At 56.8% G+C, this 19,736-nt stretch carries 17 protein-coding genes; 10 read left to right on the top strand and 7 right to left on the bottom strand.

The window, feature by feature from the left end:
- Positions 1–34 precede the first annotated feature (34 nt).
- A complete protein-coding gene (accD, locus tag ACR0I7_RS16950; protein WP_480513104.1) occupies positions 35–967 on the top strand; it encodes an acetyl-CoA carboxylase, carboxyltransferase subunit beta in 933 nt (310 codons plus the stop codon).
- The gene (locus tag ACR0I7_RS16945) at positions 964–2,238 is read left to right on the top strand and encodes a bifunctional folylpolyglutamate synthase/dihydrofolate synthase (protein ID WP_480513102.1); all 1,275 of its coding nucleotides are present in this window, start codon (positions 964–966) and stop codon (positions 2,236–2,238) included. Before accD ends, ACR0I7_RS16945 begins: the two co-directional genes overlap by 4 nt.
- A gap of 10 nt (positions 2,239–2,248) precedes the next feature.
- Here the strand turns inward: ACR0I7_RS16945 and ACR0I7_RS16940 are convergent, their stop codons facing one another.
- Positions 2,249–3,154 (bottom strand): bestrophin family protein, encoded by a 906-nt coding sequence (locus ACR0I7_RS16940; RefSeq protein ID WP_480513100.1) that lies wholly within the window; start codon positions 3,152–3,154, stop codon positions 2,249–2,251.
- Positions 3,151–4,212 carry a cell division protein ZapE gene (zapE, locus tag ACR0I7_RS16935; protein ID WP_480513098.1) on the bottom strand — a complete coding sequence of 354 codons (1,062 nt, stop codon included), beginning with the start codon at positions 4,210–4,212 and terminating at the stop codon, positions 3,151–3,153. The genes ACR0I7_RS16940 and zapE overlap by 4 nt, the downstream gene beginning before the upstream one ends.
- Before the next feature lie 145 nt (positions 4,213–4,357).
- Here zapE and ACR0I7_RS16930 point away from each other — a divergent pair, with 145 nt between their 5' ends.
- Positions 4,358–5,602, top strand: a complete 1,245-nt coding sequence (locus ACR0I7_RS16930; protein ID WP_480513096.1) for an MFS transporter — start codon at positions 4,358–4,360, stop codon at positions 5,600–5,602.
- 1 nt (position 5,603) lies between these two features.
- On the opposite strand, the gene ACR0I7_RS16925 is transcribed toward ACR0I7_RS16930, so the two are convergent.
- The 5 genes from ACR0I7_RS16925 to ACR0I7_RS16905 all read right to left on the bottom strand — a co-directional run bounded on the left by ACR0I7_RS16925 (position 5,604) and on the right by ACR0I7_RS16905 (position 10,167).
- The gene (locus tag ACR0I7_RS16925) at positions 5,604–6,224 is read right to left on the bottom strand and encodes an HAD family hydrolase (RefSeq protein ID WP_480513094.1); all 621 of its coding nucleotides are present in this window, start codon (positions 6,222–6,224) and stop codon (positions 5,604–5,606) included.
- 159 nt (positions 6,225–6,383) lie between these two features.
- Positions 6,384–6,839 carry a YaiI/YqxD family protein gene (locus ACR0I7_RS16920; RefSeq protein WP_480513092.1) on the bottom strand — a complete coding sequence of 152 codons (456 nt, stop codon included), beginning with the start codon at positions 6,837–6,839 and terminating at the stop codon, positions 6,384–6,386.
- A complete protein-coding gene (sthA, locus tag ACR0I7_RS16915; RefSeq protein ID WP_480513090.1) occupies positions 6,836–8,299 on the bottom strand; it encodes a Si-specific NAD(P)(+) transhydrogenase in 1,464 nt (487 codons plus the stop codon). The genes ACR0I7_RS16920 and sthA overlap by 4 nt, the downstream gene beginning before the upstream one ends.
- A 3-nt stretch (positions 8,300–8,302) precedes the next feature.
- Positions 8,303–9,136: an S-formylglutathione hydrolase gene (gene fghA / locus ACR0I7_RS16910; protein WP_480513089.1), complete on the bottom strand. Its 834-nt coding sequence runs from the start codon at positions 9,134–9,136 to the stop codon at positions 8,303–8,305.
- A 101-nt stretch (positions 9,137–9,237) separates the two neighbouring features.
- Entirely contained in the window at positions 9,238–10,167 is a 930-nt protein-coding gene (locus ACR0I7_RS16905; RefSeq protein ID WP_480513087.1) for an AEC family transporter, read from the bottom strand.
- Positions 10,168–10,385: 218 nt separating this feature from the next.
- Between ACR0I7_RS16905 and ACR0I7_RS16900 the strand changes: the two genes are divergently transcribed.
- The 7 genes from ACR0I7_RS16900 (at position 10,386) to ACR0I7_RS16870 (ending at position 19,336) form a co-directional block, all read left to right on the top strand.
- Entirely contained in the window at positions 10,386–11,012 is a 627-nt protein-coding gene (locus ACR0I7_RS16900) for a TetR/AcrR family transcriptional regulator (protein WP_480513086.1), read from the top strand.
- Between the two features lie 204 nt (positions 11,013–11,216).
- Positions 11,217–11,660, top strand: coding sequence for a plasmid mobilization protein (locus ACR0I7_RS16895; RefSeq protein ID WP_480513084.1), 444 nt, complete (start codon positions 11,217–11,219; stop codon positions 11,658–11,660).
- Complete coding sequence (locus ACR0I7_RS16890) at positions 11,657–14,365, top strand: AAA family ATPase (RefSeq protein WP_480513082.1); 2,709 nt, start codon at positions 11,657–11,659, stop codon at positions 14,363–14,365. Before ACR0I7_RS16895 ends, ACR0I7_RS16890 begins: the two co-directional genes overlap by 4 nt.
- A 191-nt stretch (positions 14,366–14,556) precedes the next feature.
- A complete protein-coding gene (locus tag ACR0I7_RS16885; protein ID WP_480513080.1) occupies positions 14,557–14,949 on the top strand; it encodes a cupin domain-containing protein in 393 nt (130 codons plus the stop codon).
- Positions 14,950–15,320: 371 nt separating this feature from the next.
- Positions 15,321–16,604 (top strand): ferritin-like domain-containing protein, encoded by a 1,284-nt coding sequence (locus tag ACR0I7_RS16880; RefSeq protein WP_480513079.1) that lies wholly within the window; start codon positions 15,321–15,323, stop codon positions 16,602–16,604.
- Between the two features lie 60 nt (positions 16,605–16,664).
- Entirely contained in the window at positions 16,665–18,239 is a 1,575-nt protein-coding gene (locus ACR0I7_RS16875; RefSeq protein WP_480513077.1) for a LodA/GoxA family CTQ-dependent oxidase, read from the top strand.
- Complete coding sequence (locus ACR0I7_RS16870; protein ID WP_480513075.1) at positions 18,236–19,336, top strand: NAD(P)/FAD-dependent oxidoreductase; 1,101 nt, start codon at positions 18,236–18,238, stop codon at positions 19,334–19,336. The genes ACR0I7_RS16875 and ACR0I7_RS16870 overlap by 4 nt, the downstream gene beginning before the upstream one ends.
- The last annotated feature ends 400 nt before the right edge of the window (positions 19,337–19,736 follow it).

Here is a 19,736-nt window from a genome sequence, read left to right as displayed (position 1 = left end):
TTTGACGTCAACGCCGTATTAGCAAGGTTCCGACATGAACTGGATCACAAACTACGTCCGTCCCCGGATCAACTCGATCTTCTCGCGTCGCGAGGTGCCCGAAAACCTTTGGCATAAGTGTGATGAATGCGGAACGATGCTGTTTCACCGCGAATTGGCGGAAAACCAGAACGTCTGTACCCAATGTGACAATCACATGGCCATCACGCCGCGTGAACGTTTTGGGCACCTGTTCGATGGCGGCATCTTCACCGAAGTCGACGTTCCGGCCCCCAAAGACGACCCGCTGCAATTCCGCGATCAAAAGAAATACCCCGACCGCATGAAGGCCGCGCAAAAGAAGACCGGTGAGAAAGAGGCGATGCTGGTCGCCTCCGGTGAAATCGGGCGCACACCCATCGTGGCAGCGGCGCAGGATTTCTCGTTCATGGGCGGGTCGATGGGCATGTATGTCGGCAACGCCATCATCGCCGCCGCGCAAGAGGCGGTGAAACTCGGTCGCCCGCTGATCCTGTTTTCCGCCGCTGGTGGCGCGCGGATGCAGGAAGGCATCCTCAGCCTCATGCAAATGCCACGCACGACGGTTGCGATTGAGATGCTGAAAGAGGCGAACCTGCCTTACATCGTTGTACTGACCCACCCGACAACGGGTGGCGTGACCGCGTCTTATGCGATGCTAGGCGATGTGCATATCTCCGAACCTAACGCGCTGATCTGCTTTGCCGGCCCGCGTGTGATCGAACAGACCATCCGCGAAAAACTGCCCGAAGGGTTCCAGCGCGCCGAATATCTGCTGGATCACGGTATGCTCGACCGCGTCACCAAACGAACCGAGATGCGCGAAGAACTGATCACCATCACCCGTATGCTGATGAACCAGCCCCCGGCGATTAAAGGTGATCTGCCCGCGCCCGAGCCAGAAGAGGTCGCAGAAGATGCCGAGCCCGAGGCTAAGGCCGAGGAATGAGTGCACAAAACTCTGACGTCATCCTTGACCGGATGATGGCGCTGCATCCCAAGATTATAGACCTGACGCTGGACCGGGTCTGGCGGCTGCTTGCCGCATTGGGCAATCCGCAACTCAAACTGCCGCCGGTGATCCATATCGCCGGAACAAACGGCAAGGGGTCAACCCAGGCGATGATCCGCGCGGGGATTGAGGGAGCAGGGCACAAGGTGCACGCCTATACCTCGCCCCATCTGGCCCGCTTTCACGAGCGTATCCGTCTGGCGGGCGAGCTGATCTCGGAACCGGATCTGACGGCGGTGCTGGATGAATGCTACGCGGCCAATGGCGGTGAAAACATCACCTATTTCGAAATCACCACCTGCGCGGCGCTGCTGGCGTTTGCGCGCGCGCAGGCCGACTATACCCTGCTCGAGGTTGGTCTGGGCGGGCGTCTGGACGCCACCAACGTCATCGAACAGCCTGCCGTGACCGTGATCACCCCGGTGTCGATCGATCACGAGCAGTTTCTGGGCGATACGCTGGGCAAGATAGCGGCGGAAAAGGCGGGGATCATCAAACCTGGTGTGCCCTGTATCGTTGGCCCGCAGCAAGACGAGGCGCTGGAGGTTATCGAATACACTGCCGCCCGTCTTGGCGCGCCGTTGTTGGTGCATGGCCAACACTGGCACGTGCATGAAGAAAACGGGCGTCTCGTTTATCAGGATGAAACCGGCCTACGTGATCTGCCCTTGCCCAACCTTTTGGGCGCGCATCAGATCCAGAACGCAGGCGCAGCGCTGGCGGTTCTGCGCCATTTGGATATGGGGGATCAGGCTTATGAGGCTGCAGTTACGCAGGCAGAATGGCCCGCGCGGATGCAGCGCCTGAAAACCGGCCCGCTGGTGCAATCCGCACCGCAGGCCGAGCTTTGGCTGGATGGTGGTCACAACGCCGCCGCCGGGATCGCGCTGGCGGATGTTCTGGCCAAACTTCCCGAACGCCCGACCCATATGATTTGCGGTATGCTGAACACCAAGGATGTGACCGGCTATCTGGCCCCGCTGGCCACGCAGGCCAGCAGCCTGACAGCCGTGTCGATTCCGGGTGAGGCCAATACGCTTCCCGCCGCAGAAACAGCGTCTGCCGCCGCCAAAGTGAACCTGCCTGCTTCCACCGCAGACAGCGTGGCCAAGGCTTTGGCAGCTATCATCGCAAACGACCCGCAAGCGCGGGTTTTGATTTGCGGATCGCTCTATCTGGCCGGTCATATTCTGCGTGAAAACGGCTAGGCTGCGGCACCTATTCCAGCACGTAGTTGGTGGGTGTTAGCGGTGACGGGGCAGGGCGGTTCAGCGCGTTGCAAACGGAAATCTCCATGACCCGACACAGCGCCGACAGGGGGATGCCTGCAGCCTTGTCCCGGAACGGGTGTTCCAACTCGTGTGTGACCTGCGCAAGCCCAAAGAAAACATAGGCCACAACTGCTGCAACCAAAGGTTCAAACCACCCGGCACTGTCCAACAGGGCGAAGGGCAGCAGCAGACAATACAGATAGGTCGTGCGCCAAACCAGCAAGGAATACACGAACGGCAGCGGCGTGGTCAGCAGCCTTTCATTTCCGGCCTGCGCGGCGGGAAAACAAGCCAGCCTTTCGGCCAGCGCTTTTTGCCCGAACCCATCAAGCTTGCCAGCCTCTGCCATGTCGCGCAGACGTACCGAAATGGCGCGCAGCGCGGCGTTCGGGGCGTTGATATCCTCAATAAGTGGCTCGGCTTCATCCTCTCCAACCCAGCGGGTGACATCGTCTCTGACATCGTCGCCGCGCAGCTGGCCCCGGTGCAAATGGTGAAACGCCAGCAGATGCGTCAGGATGAATGCATCGTCTTCGCGACTGTTCGAGAATATCCGCAACTCTTGCGCAAAGCTGCGTACATCGGCAACCATCTTGCCCCAGATTTTCCGCGCCTCCCACCAGCGGTCATAAGCCGCGTTGTTGCGAAAGCCTAAGAACAAAGACAGCGACAGGCCAAAGACTCCCATCACTCCGATTGATACGCGAGGGATCCAGCCGACAAACTGATCCAATAGCAGAACAATCAGCGCCCAAAGTGCCGCGCCGACAATGTTGGGAAGAATTCGTGGGACAATCGATCCTTTGACGATCAGAAAGATCTCCCACTGGTTGGGCTGGTCGCGCAGTATCATTCCTGCCCCCAATCCTTGTCCTGCATCTCACGCAATCGCGATGCAGTGCGTTCGAATTCGAACGTGCCTTCGCCCTCGACATAAAGCATTTCGGGTTCTGCCGCCGCCGAACAAATCAGACGGACCCTGGCTTCATACAACGCGTCTATCAGAGTCACGAAGCGTTTGGCCTCGTTGAAATTGTTGCGGGACAGTTGGGGTATGTCTTCCAGCACCAGAACCTTCACCGCATCTGCAATCGCCAGATAATCGCCCGGTCCCAGCATCCGCCCGCAGAGATCATAGAACGATGCGCGTGCAACGCCATTGCGAAACGCGGGCAACACCACTTCGCGCCCTTTGAACTGCAGATTGAGCGGATCAGCAGGCCCCCCGGAAAGGTCGTTCCACACCGCCCGGATGCTCGCTCGCGCCTCGGGGCCGATGGGCGAGAAATAAACAGGCGATCCTTCCAGCCGGTTTTGTCGATAGTCGGTGGGTGAGGTCAGCTCCCACACCTTCAGCCGTTCCTTGATGTGATGGATGAACGGCAGGAACAGTTGTCGGTTCAAACCATCTTTGTACAAATCATCAGGATGCCGGTTTGAAGTTGTTACAATTACTACATTTCCCTCATGCAGTAGATCAAACAGCCGTCCGACGATCATCGCATCGGTGATGTCGGTGATCTGCATCTCATCAAACGCCAGCAGGCGGACAGATTTGATTACCGTCGCGGCAACGGGGGCCAATGCGTCCTGCACACCGTCCTCGCGCGCCTTGTGCATGCCTGCATGCACCTCTTGCATGAAGGCGTGAAAATGAACCCGTCGCGCCGGAACATCCTGCAGGGTCTCGACGAACATATCCATCAGCATGGACTTTCCGCGCCCGACACCGCCCCACAGATACAGACCTTTGGGCGGTGGCGGGGCCTTGCGAAACAACCCGCGTTTTGCCGGAGCGGTTAGAGCGGCGCGGATACGCTCAAACTCGGGCAAAACCGCCTCTTGCGCGTCGTCCCGGGTCAGGATGCCGTCTGCAATCCGGGTTTCATAAAGCGAAATCAAATCCGTCATATCAGAGCCATAGCGGTCGCTTTGGGCCTTGAAAAGCAGACAAATTCACCGCGCATCAATTTTGGTGACTCGACGATACAAAATAACTGATTTGACGCGCCCGACCTTGTTGAGGTTCAATCCAGATCGTTTGGTCGGAGACCCCATGCCGCAATCAACTCGCCTGATGAACCCTATTCTGATTGTCGCATGTATCATCATCACGGTCAGCTTTGCCGTGCGCGCCTCGTTTGGTGTCTTCCAGATTCCAATCGCAACTGAGTTTGGCTGGCTGCGCACCGATTTCTCGCTGGCGATTGCAATCCAGAATCTGGCCTGGGGTATCGGTCAGCCAATCTTTGCCGCGGTTGCAGAGAAGGTCGGAGACCGGCGCGCTATCATACTTGGGGCGCTGACCTATGCGGCTGGCATGGTGCTGTCCGCATGGTCGGTCACCCCGTTTGGTCATCAGCTATATGCTTGGCTGGTGGGTTTTGGCATTGCTGGCACGGGATTTGGCGTTGTTCTAGCGGTTGTTGGCCGCGCTGCCTCGGACAAGAACCGGTCAATGTCGCTGGGCATTGTCACCGCAGCAGGCAGTTTCGGCCAGGTGATCGGCGCGCCAACAGCCGAATGGTTGCTTGGCTTTATTCCGTGGCAACAGGTCTTTGTGGTGTTTGCCGCCGCCATTCTTGCACTGATCCTTGTGCTGCCGTTCATGCGGGCACCGCAGCAGACTGCAAGCAAACAGGATATCGAAGAAAGCATGGGCCAGATTTTGGGTAAGGCGCTGCGCGATCCGTCGTACACCCTGATCTTTCTGGGCTTTTTCAGTTGCGGCTATCAGCTGGGCTTTGTCACCGCTCATTTCCCGGCCTTCGTGACCGAAATGTGTGGCCCCGTGCAGCCGGGCGGTGTGCTGCATTCGATCGGCATCATCTCGACATCAGCGCTTGGCGCGCTTGCTATTTCGCTCATCGGGCTTGCAAATATTGCTGGTACGCTGCTGGCGGGCTGGGCCGGAAACCACTTTCCTAAAAAGTACCTGCTGGCGTCGATCTATGCGGCACGTGCGCTTACGGCCGCTGCGTTTATCATCGTTCCGATCACCCCGATGTCGGTGATCATCTTTTCGCTCGTCATGGGCTCGCTTTGGCTGGCGACGGTGCCTTTAACATCCGGTCTGGTGGCCCATCTTTACGGTGTGCGATACATGGGAACGCTCTACGGCATCATCTTTTTCAGCCATCAGTTGGGCAGTTTCCTCGGCGTCTGGCTCGGGGGGCGCATGTACGACCAATATGGTGACTATGTGCTGGTCTGGTGGATCGGCGTTGCCATCGGCGCGTTCAGTGCGATCGTCCATCTGCCCGTGCGCGAGAACCGCCCCGGGGTTGCGGCACCCGCCTGAGTCAAACGGCTTCGCCGGCCTGCAACAACCCCTCGGCCACCAGACGATCTGCCCATCCTTGCGGGTCTTTGAAATGATGCGTCTGCCAGCCCCGGCGGCGTGCAGTTTCGATATTGTCGATCCGGTCATCCGCAAACAGCAGCGTCTCTGGCGCGTGCCCGCAATCTGCCTCAACCATTTCGTAAATCGTGTTGTGTGGCTTCACCGTCTTCATCCGTCCAGAGACGTATTGCCGGTCAAACTCGTTCAGAAACGGATAGATTGTGGTGGCATAGTCAAAATTCTGAACCCCGAAATTGGTCAACGCAAACACGGGCACACCCTTCGCCCGCAGGGCTCGCTGCAAGCGGATAGAGTGCGGAATTTCGGGGGAGGCCAGCTCGATCCAGTTGTCATGCCACATGCGGATCTCATCGCGCCACGCGGGATATTTTTCCGCCCATTGATAAATGGTGTCGGTGAAGTGGTGCCCCTGATCGACCAGATCGTTCATCCCATGCAGATCCACGGTCCCGAACATGTCTTTGCGGCGGTCTTCTCCGATCACACGGTCATAATACCGCTCGGGCTGCCACTCGATCAGAACGTTTCCGATGTCGAATATCACGGCTTCAACGGGCATTTTCGTGTCCTGTCAGGTTGATCAGCTCTTGCGTCGGCTATGAAACAGCACCGGGGCAGAGTTTCAAGGCGCAACTGCAGCGCGGGGGCTTTGCCCGCGCGCTGCCGGGCCCAACGGTGGAGGGGGCATCTTTGATGCATCATCCCACCGGCGGGAGGGTCAGCTTCGCAATGCGGCCCGAACCTCGCGCTCCAACGCGTCCAGAAACCGTGAACGATCCGCCTTGCCAAACGGCTTGCCACCCCCGCCTGTGCCCAGCGGATTGGCCGCGCGCAAATCTGCCATCAGATCGCGCATGGCAAGCTGTTGCCCGATATTGGCCGCAGTAAAGCTTTCACCGTTTGGGCGCAAAACACGCGCGCCTGCGTCGACGCATTTTGCTGCCAGCGGGATATCGGATGTGATCACCACGTCCCCGGGATCACAGCGTTCGGCAATCCATTTATCCGCTTCGTCGGCCCCGGCATCGACGATGACAATCTGCACCAATGGGTTGCGGGATGGCCGCAACCCGCCGTTTGAGACCAGAACCAGCGGCACCTTGTGCCGGGTGGCCACCCGTTCGGCCTCGGCTTTGACCGGGCAGGCGTCGCCATCGACATAAACTGTTGTCACGCCTTTTTGGCCTCTTTCTTGACGGGCGCCGTGTCCGAGGATTTTTTTCGGACTTTGAATTCCTCAGGGATCGGCATCCGGTTGAACGCGTCCAGACCCGCGATCTTGTAGGCTTCGGCCAGCGTTGGATAGTTGAACGTGTTTTGCACGAAGTAGTCCACCGTGCCTTTCAGGTTCAACACCGCCTGAGCGATATGGATCAGCTCAGTCGCACCTTCGCCGACAATCTGCACACCCAGCACCCGCCGGGTTTTCAGCGACAGCAGCATCTTCAACATGCCGTGTTCCAGCCCCATGATGTGCCCGCGTGATGTTTCGCGGAACCGGGCCACGCCAACCTCATAGGGGATGCCGCGCTCTTGCAGTTCTTCCTCAGACATGCCGCAGGTCGAGATTTCGGGGACGGAATAAATGCCGTACGGATACCAGGGGCTTTCCGGCAGCGTCGGCGTTTCAAGCGCATGACAGGCCGCAACCCGACCCTGCTGCATCGAGGTCGAGGCGAGAGACGGGTGCCCGATCACATCACCGGTCGCATAGATATGCGGCGCAGAGGTCTGATAGGTCTTCCGATCCACAGTGATGCGGTTGCGATGGTCGGTCTCAATGCCAACCGAGTCCAGATTCAGGGTCGAGGTCGCCCCCATTCGTCCGGCGGCAAATAGCAGCATCTCGGCGCGAACATGGCGGCCATTGTCCAGCGTGACTTCGACATGACCGCCAGCGTCTTCGATCTTTTCCACAGCCGAGCCCAACCGCAGATCCACGCCGTTCTCGCGAATCTGATGCGTGAAATCGTGGATGATCGTGCTGTCGATGAAATCCAGAAACGTGTCACGCGGTTCGATCAGTGTCACCCGCACATCCAGGGCCGAGAACATGGTGGCGTATTCAACGCCAATCACCCCAGCGCCGATCACGCAGAGCGAGCGCGGAATCTCGGCCATCTCAAGGAAATCGTCACCGTCCACAACTGTCTTGCCATTGAACGGAACATAGTCCGGCCGATAGGTTTTGGTGCCGGTTGCAATCAGGAATTTTGAGGCGGTTAGGCGTGTCGTCTCGCCCGCATCGGTGGCCACTTCGACTTCGTGAGGGCCAATGAATTTCGCCAGACCCTCCAGCGTTTCGACGTGATTGCGGTTGAACTGATGCTCCAGCACATCGACCTCATAATCCAGCGTCATGTGCAGCCGCGCCTTCAGGTCTTCTGCACGGATCTGGTCTTTGACGCGGTAAGAGCGGCCATAGAAACTGCGCTCGCGCCAGCCCGACAGGTTCAGAACGGTTTCGCGCAGCGTTTTGGAGGGGATGGTGCCAGTATGGACGGACACGCCCCCCAACCGATCCTTGCGATCGACAACCAGAACCCGACGTTTGAGCTTGCCTGCCTGAATCGCTGCGGCGCGGCCGGATGGGCCTGAACCGATGATGATCAGATCATAATCGTAATGCGTCATACATCAGGCCTCATACAGAGCTTCGGCATGGAAGGAGATGTGGTCCTCCATGAATGTCGAGACAAAGAAATAGGAATGGTCATAGCCCGGTTGCAGCCGATACATGGCCTGCTGGCACCGTTCGGCGATGGCCTGAGCCAGTTCTTCGGGGCGCAACAGGTCGATGAACTGATCATCGGTGCCGGTGTCGATCAGAATCGGGCCGTCAAACCCCTTTTCCTTCATCAGAAGCGAGGCATCATGCGCGGCCCAGCTTGCCTCATCGTCGCCCAGATAGGCACTTAACTGCTTGCGTCCCCAGTCTGCACCGGTTGGGTTGCAGATCGGCGCGAAGGCAGAAACCGAGCGATAGCGGCCGGGCAGGTTCATCGCCAATGTCAGCGCGCCGTGACCGCCCATGGAATGGCCTGTGATTGCCTGGCGATCACCATCAATGGCAAAGCGCTCGGTCAACAGCGTGGGCAGCTCATCGGCGACATAGTCCCACATGTTGAAATGGGGTGCCCAGGGCTTCTGTGTGGCATTCACATAGAAACCGGCGCCTTGCCCCAGATCATAGTCTTCATGATCGGCCACATCCGGCCCACGCGGAGAGGTGTCGGGGAACACCAGCGCAATCCCCTGTTCCGCAGCCCAGCTTTGCGCCCCGGCCTTGGTCATTGCGTTCTCGTGCGTGCAGGTCAGGCCTGAGAGGTACCACAACACCGGCACCGGACCATCTTTGGCCTCGGCGGGCAGGAACAGCCCAAACGTCATGTCGCATTTGCACGATGTTGAGGCGTGGCGATACACGCCCTGCGTACCGCCAAAACATGCATTTTCCGAGAGGGTTTCCATCTGGCATATCCTTGGATTTGGTTTGCCCATGGCTAACGTTCTGCGGCTCTGCCGTAAAGTGCAGCTGCCCGGGACGCGGATATTTTTCGATCAGTTTTGGGTCAGTAGGCGCTGACCCAGGCAATCACGAAGGGCAGAGTCGCGGTGCTGATAATTGTCGACAGCAGAATGGCCGCCGATGCCCGTTGCGGCGCGATACGATAGTGGGCGGCAAGAATATAGACATTGCCCGCCACAGGAAGCGCGGCAGCGGCAATTGCAACAGATGTGGAAAAGGGGTCAATCGGGATTAGCCAGATCAGAACGATGGCCACGCAGACCGGATGAATGACCAGTTTGCAGAACGTAAGCCAGGCGGCCACCTGAATGCGTTCGGCCGATTTGGTCGCCAGCGATGCGCCGATAGCAAAAAGAGCACCCGGCGTCGCAGCGCCGCCCAGGATTGTCAGAAAGTCGTTCAGGGGCGTGGGCACCGGTGCCTGCAACGCTGACCACAGAAGGCCGGCAGAGATTGAGACGATCATGGGGTTTTTGAGCAGCCCAATCCCGATCAGCCGCAGCGTGCCCAACGAGAGCCGTCCGTCACGCCCGCCATTGATCAGGATCACGATCAAAGAAGAGAAAACAACCAGATCCACCGCCAGCACCAGCATTACCGGACCAATTGCCGCTTCGCCGAGCAGCAACGCCAACATGGGAAGGCCGAGGAACCCCACATTGCCGATCGCGGCGCATTGCGCCTCGATGGCTGCGGTTGGGATGTCGAGGCCGCGCAGATACGCCACAAGCGTCGCCAGCGCGTAGACGCCCAGCGTGCCTATCAGATAACCGATCACCAGCCTGCCATTGAAAATGTCGGCAAATGGCAAGGTCGCCGCGAAACGAAACAGCATGGCGGACAGGGCGAAGTAGAAAACAAACTTGGTCAGATAAGCGGTTGCGTCTTCGCTGAAAAAGCGACTGCGCCCGGCCCAGTACCCCAGGCCGATGATTGCAAAGAAAGGCAGCGTCCGCAGAAAGATCTCGACCATGACAGGATTGGTAACATAGTTTTACCGCATCGCAAGTACCTCGTCGTCCAGCGACCAATGGCGGACTGGTCGGGACCCAGAGAAACGCACCAGGCTTCAAGGATTTCAAGGCATTAAGCGCCGCTGGCAGGGCACGCGGCGGGTTTGCCGAACCGAAAGTCGTTGAATGTGAACCGAACGGTTTATAAGATTAGCGCATACGTAAGATAGGAGCAGACATGAACAACGCCGCCACCATCCTGCGCACCGGTCGCAAATTCGATCAGGTTCTGCGTGGCGCGCGAGAGGTGTTTATGGCGGATGGGTTCGAAGGGGCGAGCGTTGACGACATCGCGCGCGCTGCGGGCGTGTCCAAGGCGACGCTCTATAGTTATTTCCCGGACAAAAGACTGCTCTTTATGGAAGTGGCCCAGACAGAGTGCAATCGGCTGGCCGAGCGTGTGATCTCGATGATCGACGAAACGAAGCCCGCGCGCGAGGTCCTGACGATTGCGGCCACACAGCTGACGGCGTTTCTTGTTTCAGACTTTTCGCAACAGATCTTTCGTATCTGCGTCGCCGAGAGGGATCGTTTTCCCGAGCTCGGCAAAGCTTTTTATGAGGCAGGTCCCAAGAACGGGCAGCAGGAGTTGGCCGAATACCTGAGCATAGCGGTATCGAATGGCGAATTGGTTGTCGAAGACATCCATATGGCGGCCGAGCAGTTTTCGGAATTGTGCAAGGTCCGCCTGTGGGGGCGCGCGATTTTGGGGATTCAGGCCAGCTTTGATCAGGACGAAATAGAGCAGATCGCCTTGCAGGCGGTCGATATGTTCATGGCCCGCTACGGCGTCTCTCACAGTTAAGGATTGTGGTGCACCGGAAAGGAACAACTTAGAACCTTCCGAGTGCGAACGGGTTCTTGAAGAATTAGAGAACTGGACGGAGGTTCTCAAGTCCGAGCCAGAAGTTATCCACAGGTTGGCTGAGTTTGCGCGTGTGGCTGTCGGTGAAGCAGAAGAAGATATCGATAGCCTGCTGATACAGTCAGCACCCGAGGAGCCATCGCCATGAGTGGAGCACCTCGACCAGATCGCAATGTGACACCGGCTTTCAAGACTGCGGCGGATGGCACGCCAAAGAAACGCACGGCGCTGTCGCCTCTGACGCTGCGCCTTACACCAGAAGAACGCACTCGTCTCGAAGAACTGGCAGCAGGCATGACGCTAAGCGCTTATGTCCGCGCTTGTGTGTTTGCCGAAGACGCCAAGCTGCGCAAAACACGGCCTAAAGATATCATTGAGGACAAGAAAGCCGCAGCGGAAGCCTTGGCCTTGCTGGGGCAGTCGCGGATTGCGAGCAATCTTAACCAGCTTGCCTACCACGCCAATATCGGCGCACTGATCGTTGGTGAGGCTGAGAAAACACAGATCGCGGAGGCCAATGCTCATCTGATGGCCATTCGCACCTTGCTGATGGAGGCCCTTGGCAAGAAGCAAAAGTCAGCACGATGATCCTCGAAGGCAATGAACGCGGATATGGAGCAGAACTGGCGCGGCATTTGTTGAATCCGCGCGACAATGATCATGTCACTGTGCATCGCATCGACGGGTTTGTTGCCGATGACCTATTTGGTGCCTTTGCCGAAGCTGAGGCGATCTCCGGCGCGACGCAGTGTCAAAAGTACCTGTTTTCATTGTCGCTGAACCCGCCAATTGGTGCGGAGGTTTCAGTTGAAGAGTTTGAGACAGCCATTGCTCAGGCCGAACAGCGGCTTGGGCTCTCCGGTCAACCGCGCGCTATTGTGTTTCATGAAAAGAACGGGCGGCGGCATGCCCATGTGGTGTGGTCACGGATTGATGGGCAGGAGCTTAAAGCGATCAACCTGCCGCACTATAAGCGCAAACTGACATCGCTGTCTCATGAACTCTACCTGTCGCATGACTGGGAAGTCCCGCGCGGGTTCGAAGATGCGGCCAAGCGCGATCCCCTTAACTACAAAAGACAGGAAGCCGGACAGGCCAAGAGACAGAAGCGCGACCCCAAAGCACTCAAAGCGATGTTTCGCACGTGTTGGGAGGCCTCTGATTCCAAGGCTGGTTTTGAAGCTGCACTGAATGGACAGGGTTTTGCTTTGGCACGCGGAGATCGACGCGGGTTTGTCGCCGTTGACGCCCACGGCAAAATCTGGTCGCTGTCGCGCTGGTGCGGGGTCAAACCTAAAGAGATGCGGGCACGGCTTGGCTCTGAGATGGACCTGCCTTCTGTCGAGGACGTCACCCAGCGACTGCAAGTCCTTCCAAAACAGCCAGTTGATCCGCGCAACGCGGCCTTTGAAGCGCGGCGGGCGAAGCTGGTTGCTGCTCAACGTGCGGAACGCACCGCCCTGATGGCAGCTCAGAAAGCACAGCGGATCGCGGACGTCAAAGCGCGTCAGGCGCAATTGCCAAAAGGCCTGCGTGGCCTCCTGGCGCGTGCCACGGGTCAGTATCAGGCGCTGCAGCTGCGTTTTAAGGAAGAGGTCAAAGAAGCTGCGCAGCGCGAACGGGACGCGCAGCAGGCGCTCATTTCCAGGCATCTCACTGAACGGCAAGCCCTTACCCACGATGGCCAAAAACAAGGACTGTCATCCGCGTTCCAAAAACAAACCCAGTCTGATCCGCAACAGGCGCTTGTGCTGAACGACGACGGGCTGCCTCACTCCAGGGCGCAACTGATAAAATCACCGGAGCTTGTGCTTGATCACGTGTCGCAGACCAACGCGGCCTTCAAACGCGTCGACGTGCTGCGGGCACTTGCAAAACGCATTGACGATCCAATGGTGCTGCAAAAGACTGCGGATCGGGCGATGCAAGCAACGCAGTTGGTGCGTCTACCGGATGATGGATCAGCCCCTGTCTTCACAACCAAAGACTATCAGCGCGCCGAGCAATCGCTGGATCGTGCGGCCCGGTCAATGTCGTCCCGAACCGGCTTTGGTGTCGGTGCGCCCCATATCCAACAGGCGGTCAAATCCCAGAACGCCAAGATGCGACGCGCATTCGGTGGAGAGTTGAGCGAAGAACAACGCATCGCTCTCAACCGTGTTCTTGGCGACAAACAACTGTCGTCGGTTGTCGGTCTTGCAGGCGCTGGTAAAAGCACCTTGCTGGCAACCGCCCGTGATGCCTGGGCACGTCAAGGTGTCACTGTACATGGGGCCGCACTGGCCGGGAAAGCCGCAGAAGAACTGCAGAGCGCGTCTGAGATCGCCAGCCGGACGCTCGCCTCTTTGGAACTGTCGTGGAAAAACGGATACGAACCAATCGCCAAAGGTGACGTGTTGGTCGTTGACGAAGCCGGTATGATCGGCACCCGCCAGTTGGCGCGCATTGCAACCAAGATGGATGAGATCGGTGCGAAGCTGGTTCTGGTGGGTGATCCGGATCAGCTACAACCCATCGAAGCGGGCACACCCTTCCGACACGTCGTCAACACCCACGGCGCGGCATGCCTGACCGAGATTCATCGCCAAAAAGCCGAATGGCAGAAACAGGCCTCGCGAGATCTGGCTGCGGGTGAATTGTCGAAAGCCTTTGATCACTACCGCAATCGCGATGCTGTCACACAGGTAGATGATCGCAGGTCTGCGATTGAGGCGCTGGTTGAGAGCTACACGATGGACGTTGCTGCCGATGGCGCATCCAAGTCGCGTCTTGCCTTTGCGCACAAACGCAAAGATGTACATGCACTCAATCAGGCGATCCGAACTGCGCTCCGGTCGGACAATAGCGCTCCATCTGAGACGATGTTCTCAACAGAGACCGGCAAACGGGCCTTTTCCGCCGAAGACCGCATTGTCTTCACCCGCAATGATAAGGACATTGGCGTCAAAAACGGTATGCTGGGCACAGTTGTGACGGCCTCCGACGGCGAGATCGCTGTTGCGCTTGATGGGAACAAGGATCGGCTTGTGCGTTTCCATCCGAGGGAATTCCGAAGTTTCGATCATGGCTACGCCGTCACCATCCACAAATCCCAGGGGGCAACGGTCGATAGGTCTTTCGTCTTAGCCTCCCGCTCAATGGACCGACATCTGGCCTATGTCGCCATGACCCGCCATCGCGAAGACATGCGGTTTTTTATCAACACTCAGGATCGACCAGTTTGGGCGATGGATCACCAGCGGCGCGCTAGTCCGACGCAAACACGGGGTCGGGATGGACCGTCGATGGGGTAGTAGTGCAGAGACCGCGACATCAGGCTTACACTTAAAACAAGGAGAACAGCGGGAAAGAGCACAAGCCACCAGATGCAGCAACCAAACAATTCTCAGCAGGCTGAACTATCATAGAGGCCAGAAGTTTCAGATGCACGATTCAACAGTATCGTGCTACTATTATTTTTATTTGACCATTGGAGATTCGCGTTATGAAAGAATTCCACTTCCAGAGATCGCAAGCGTCAAAGCAAGAAAACGATTTTTTTCGCATTACTGTTGAGAATTTCCCCGCCTTAAGAGGAATGGCGATCCAGGACCTTGATATGGTGCCAGGCGAGTTGCGGCGAGCCCATTTGCATCCAAATGCTATGCAGATGGACTATTGCGTTAGCGGTCAGGGCGAGGTCGGGATCGTTGGTCCCGGCGGCGAGCGTGAAGTCTTTACTTTGGAAGAGGGTGATGCCGCCTTTATTCCTCAGGGCTTTATTCACTGGATACGCAATACTTCAGACGAGCAGTCGCGCTTTATTTTGGTTGTCTCTACCGAGAAGCCAGAAACTATCGAAGTCGCTGACATCGGTGCTGACTTACTCGAAGGATGAGGCTTGAATCTGTCTCCGCTGGTACCATCAGATAGCGTGCAGTGAAGCGGTAATCTGGCGAAAGCACTTTCTCAGGCTACGTATTCTTCAGCGAAATGGGGGCAAGAAAAGACCGCAAACTTGGAGCGTACATAAAGACGGTGCCACCCAAGTGAACATATGAGATAGGGCCAATTATGGCGCAGGAGCGGCGTAGAATAAAGGTGATTTGGGAACGCGAAGCGCTTCCATCAGGGCTCAGTGTGACACACGAGGCCTTCACACCCAACTCGCAGTCAACAAGCACGGGCGTTCCGGGCCCGATTAATCCCTTTAGCGCCGTGCGACCTAGTATGGATTTGCATGGCGAGGGCTCCGGGCTTCTGAAGTCCATGCAAAACTATGGTGTACCGCGCGTCGAAGGCGCGATCTCACCCAAACAAGAAGCCATCGAGCTACTTCGGGTTGCCGCAGAGATCGAGCATGCACTAATGGTCGAATATCTCTACGCTTGGCTCTCGATCAAAGAAGGTTCGAGCTTCCAATCCGGCATTCGCAAGGTTGCGCTTCAGGAGATGGGCCATCTGATGAGTGTACAGAACCTCGCGATGGTGCTAGACGCGCCGCCGTATTTCGCTCGTCAGGATGCGAGCCCTCAGCCGGAGATCGATCCCTTCCCCTTCTCTCTCCGTCCGCTCGACATCTACATGCTTGCTAAGGCCGTAGCGGCCGAGATGCCCAGCATCGACGACGTGCCCGATGCAGACAAAGCGTTGGTCAAGACAATCCAGGAATTGGCCAAATGTGTAGTCGGCGACGAAGTGAACCGGGTGGGCGTTCTGTACGCCAAGATCTATTGGCTGTTTCAGTCCTCTGACAATCCTGAGGGGCCACTACATTTCTCGCCAGAAGAAGCCGCGGAGTTGCGCGCTCACAGTGTCGCAGGCCATATTGCTGATGGTGACTTCGCGGACCCAGCCGACATTGCGGCCAAACAAGCTAATATTGAGGAGTTTCCTAACCTCGGTGCTGTGCAATTGACCATCGAGACCCCAGCCGAACGAGCGACCTGCCTACAAGCGATCTTCAACGTTATGGAGGAAGGAGAAGGCGCTATCAGTGGCGGGGAATCGCATTTTGGCGAGTTCCTTGACCTCTATAAAACCTACGGTTCCACACCGCCAACGATCCACAAAATTTTGGTCAACCCAACTTCCAGTGATTATCCAGAAGGATCTACACTGCGTGCATTTTCGGACCTATCCAATTTACGCTACGAACTGATGTTAATGGATTTTACTCTTTGGCTGTCAACGGCGCGCACTGAAGAAAATGGCTTAGCAATCCGGGAGCGAGCCGCAGCATGGTCGCTCGCGGAGATGCGTTTTGGCATTACCCGCCTAACCGGTAGCTTGCTCAAGCGTCAGATTGACACTTCTGATGTCGCGGGCACCGTCGGTTCACCGCCATTTGCGCTCCCGAATTTGGCCATGCCGAACGAGTTCAAAGAGCATTTGGAGCGTATGAAAACGCTTGTTAGCAGGGCAGATGCACTAATCGCTGATATTGAAGCGAAGGGTAACCTCGACTCAAGCGAAGAAGAAATGCTTGTGGTGTTCAAGAGCATAGATGCGGATCGAACGGAATTTATCAACGAACACTCAGCACTTGGCTGAGCGTTGCTTTCGCGGGCAGCAAAGTATTGAGTTCAAGACTTTTTGAGGAGGAGAAGACTTATGACGAAAGTGTATCGCATACATCCCGCTATTGGAATCGCCCGAGTTGGTAATAGCAACGACTTTTTTTTAGCGCCCGAGCGCGTTGGCGGAACAGCGATTGATATTGATCTGGCGACTGACAGCGAGCAACCGCTGGCGGCATACAAGGCGGCGGGCCGAGTGAAACGACAGGCTACTCGTTTTAGGATTTTTGAACATGACGACGCAACCGGGGCGTTGTCCTCAGTGCGTGAGATCACCGATGCCGAGGCTGAAATCTCCTGGACAGTGGTGCTTGCCAACAAAAAATCGGCAGGCCCAAACATTTTCAAGCCGGGGCTTCGCAACCAGACCAAGGCCCAATCTGACCTAGAGTTGATCTCAACTTTCGACGCAATCTCCGGACCACGGCAAAGCGCAAGCGAGAAGACCAAGGGCGAGTTCCTCGGTCAACGCGAGGTCTCACTCGGTGAGTTGAAGACTGACGCTGCGGGAAGGTTGATTGTAATCGGCGGGATGGCGCAAGCAGAACGCATTGAGGGAGATCCGGACCACCACATGGACTTCGCCAATAACGATGGTTGGTACGACGACACTTCAGACGGTTCGATCACTGCACATATCAAACTCCGCGATACAGGGGAGGAATTTACCACGCCCGTGGCTTGGGTTGTAGTTGCTCCGCCCGACTACGCTCCCGAGGCACGCGCGGCGATTACTCTTCTCGATGTGGCACGCCAGGTGGCTATCCAGACAGGTGTAGTTAGTGCACCAAGCCCGGTGTCCTTCACCCACCACATTCAACCCATTCTCCAACGCATGATTTTGTTGAAGCATGTCTGCCGCGACACACGGGCCTTTGCGCGACTGCCGACAAGTATGATCCAACTGTCTGATGCTAGCGACGGGAATGCCAATTTCCGCACCGAGGCAAGAGACGATTTTAATGCCGCCTTCGCCCGACTAAGAAACCTCCAAGTGCCTAGCCACCTCGTCGATATTCTAGATGCTTGGGAGGCTGGTAGCTTCACTGAGGATCTGGGCACTGCGACGCCTGTATTCGATCCCACTCTGCCTGTCACCGCTTCAGAACTGGATCACGCGGCGCTCGATCAAACTGTGGGTGGAGGCTTCTTGCCCGGAATTGAGTACGGGGAATGGGCGCAGGATGAAATATACGCGTTCGATTTGATTGATGGTCACCTTTCACCACGGCTTGATCCAAGCAAACTGTCGTTGACCCGGAACAACCCCGTAGGGCCGGCGCGCACAATATCTGGCCCAGGTTTCATGACCGCGCGTATGGCTATTCCATGGCAGGCCGATTTCTTGGAATGCGCAGGGTATTCCGAATTGTTTGGCGGTACTCGGCTTTGGTGGCCTGCGCAACGACCGGATCGCAGCCTATCGGGGGCTAACACGGGCACCTATGTGGAATGGATTTCCAGTAGCTTTGGCGATGTAGGCACGCACGGGTCGCATCAGCAGTTGCTTGCGAACTACCATAGGCTTGGTATCGTGCGGGAAGCACAGAGCACCTCAGGCGAGACAGTCTATGTTGAGACCGAGCGCGACAATACCTTGCCTAGGTGAGAGAGGTGGTCAATTGCTTAGTTCGCGAGCACTTTGACTGCGTAATTGTTGGCGGTGGACTTGCTGGACTAGCCGCCGCTTGGTTACTTCAGGAAAAGGGATGCGCGGTCGCAGTTGTTGAGCGTAGCGAGTACGATGATTTTCGGCCGGGTGAAGTGGTCTCGCCTTTGGCTGTATCTTTGCTAAAGAGCTTTGGGTTAGCTGAGCAGATACCCGAAGACCTCTATATTGAAACCCATGGTAGTCTCTCAATCTGGCACGGGCAACGCGTAGACGAGACTGACTTCATCTTCGGGCGGCACGGTGCTGGATGGAATGTTACGCGTCCGGGCTTAGACCGCTCGCTCGCGGATAGTCTCGTGCAGCGAGGCGTAAGGATTTGGCAGGATGCGAAGATTCTGTCGATGGAGCGAGTCGGCTCCGGACACGGAATTTCCGTAAAGATTGGAGTAAGTACATTCACTGCGACCGCGCCCGTGGTGTTATTTGCTTCCGGTCGATCGTCTTTCAATGCAGCGTTCACGGAAAAAACAGAAGAGTTAGATAACCGGGTTGCTCTAATGGCTTATGTCTCGGACCGAGAGGGTAAGATCTCGCAGGACCCTCGGCTTCTGGTTGAGATCGACCCAGACGGATGGTGGTATTCAGCCGGGCTTCCGAATGGCAAAGCTGTGTTCGGATACCTTTGCGAAGCTTTTGAGGCTCCACAGAGGTGGGACAGACAGCGATACTTCTACGATCGCCTTAAGAGGACTTTCGCAACACAACAGCGTCTAGCTTTGAGCAGTGCTGGCGAAGAAACAGAAATCGCAGTGATGCCCGCGAGTTCCTACCTCCGGCGCCCGGTGGCCGGGATAGGTTGGGCGCGGATCGGGCAGTCAGCAATGGCTCTTGACCCGCTCTCGGGAGCCGGTTGGACTTTCTCACTAAAGACAGCATCCTTAGCTGCAGAATCCATCATACGTGAAAAATTTGATTTCAAGGCCTATGCTGATTGGTTTGAAGAGTTTACCGTAGATTATCGTCAAAGTCGAAGTCAGGTTTTCGACCTGAGTTTAAATCAGTTCAATACTTCTTTTTGGAGCATATCGAACTGAACGCTATCGGTAGTGCGCTTCGTAGCTGTCGGTGCGAGTTCAGTGCCAACTTCCAATAGTGAATGTACAAAACAGTCTCGTGAGATTTCCGCTGAGATGTCGGCAAAGTCCCACTCCTTGTGCTTTTCAGTCTATTGCATCGAACGGCTGCTTTGCACCAGCATAACTGCGAAACAAACGCGGACAGACCATGAGGGCTGTCCGCGCGATTTTTTCCGAGCGCTACCGTTTGAAATAGTCGGGATCAATCTGCGCTAGCTTGCCACGCAATTCCTGCTCGACATGTGCTTTGACCCAGCCCCTTGATCCGGGCCGTTTGGATGTAGAATCCGTTCCTGTTTCTTTCTCGTGTTTAGGTTGCGGTCAAGGCCTGCTGAGCGGAGCCGTTGCGTAGCTCAAG

Source organism: Ruegeria sp. AM1, assembly GCF_056540745.1.
The sequence above is the reverse complement of the archived record's forward strand: the minus strand, read 5'-3'. Positions and strand labels throughout refer to the sequence as shown.

What these genes read in the sequence shown, in the direction of transcription:
- accD (WP_480513104.1), top strand. Translation starts at nt 35, where the DNA reads ATGAACTGGATCACAAACTACGTCCGTCCCCGGATCAACTCGATCTTC.
- ACR0I7_RS16945 (WP_480513102.1), top strand. Translation starts at nt 964, where the DNA reads ATGAGTGCACAAAACTCTGACGTCATCCTTGACCGGATGATGGCGCTG.
- ACR0I7_RS16940 (WP_480513100.1), bottom strand. Translation starts at nt 3,154, where the DNA reads ATGATACTGCGCGACCAGCCCAACCAGTGGGAGATCTTTCTGATCGTC.
- zapE (WP_480513098.1), bottom strand. Translation starts at nt 4,212, where the DNA reads ATGACGGATTTGATTTCGCTTTATGAAACCCGGATTGCAGACGGCATC.
- ACR0I7_RS16930 (WP_480513096.1), top strand. Translation starts at nt 4,358, where the DNA reads ATGCCGCAATCAACTCGCCTGATGAACCCTATTCTGATTGTCGCATGT.
- ACR0I7_RS16925 (WP_480513094.1), bottom strand. Translation starts at nt 6,224, where the DNA reads ATGCCCGTTGAAGCCGTGATATTCGACATCGGAAACGTTCTGATCGAG.
- sthA (WP_480513090.1), bottom strand. Translation starts at nt 8,299, where the DNA reads ATGACGCATTACGATTATGATCTGATCATCATCGGTTCAGGCCCATCC.
- fghA (WP_480513089.1), bottom strand. Translation starts at nt 9,136, where the DNA reads ATGGAAACCCTCTCGGAAAATGCATGTTTTGGCGGTACGCAGGGCGTG.
- ACR0I7_RS16905 (WP_480513087.1), bottom strand. Translation starts at nt 10,167, where the DNA reads ATGGTCGAGATCTTTCTGCGGACGCTGCCTTTCTTTGCAATCATCGGC.
- ACR0I7_RS16900 (WP_480513086.1), top strand. Translation starts at nt 10,386, where the DNA reads ATGAACAACGCCGCCACCATCCTGCGCACCGGTCGCAAATTCGATCAG.
- ACR0I7_RS16895 (WP_480513084.1), top strand. Translation starts at nt 11,217, where the DNA reads ATGAGTGGAGCACCTCGACCAGATCGCAATGTGACACCGGCTTTCAAG.
- ACR0I7_RS16890 (WP_480513082.1), top strand. Translation starts at nt 11,657, where the DNA reads ATGATCCTCGAAGGCAATGAACGCGGATATGGAGCAGAACTGGCGCGG.
- ACR0I7_RS16885 (WP_480513080.1), top strand. Translation starts at nt 14,557, where the DNA reads ATGAAAGAATTCCACTTCCAGAGATCGCAAGCGTCAAAGCAAGAAAAC.
- ACR0I7_RS16880 (WP_480513079.1), top strand. Translation starts at nt 15,321, where the DNA reads ATGCAAAACTATGGTGTACCGCGCGTCGAAGGCGCGATCTCACCCAAA.
- ACR0I7_RS16875 (WP_480513077.1), top strand. Translation starts at nt 16,665, where the DNA reads ATGACGAAAGTGTATCGCATACATCCCGCTATTGGAATCGCCCGAGTT.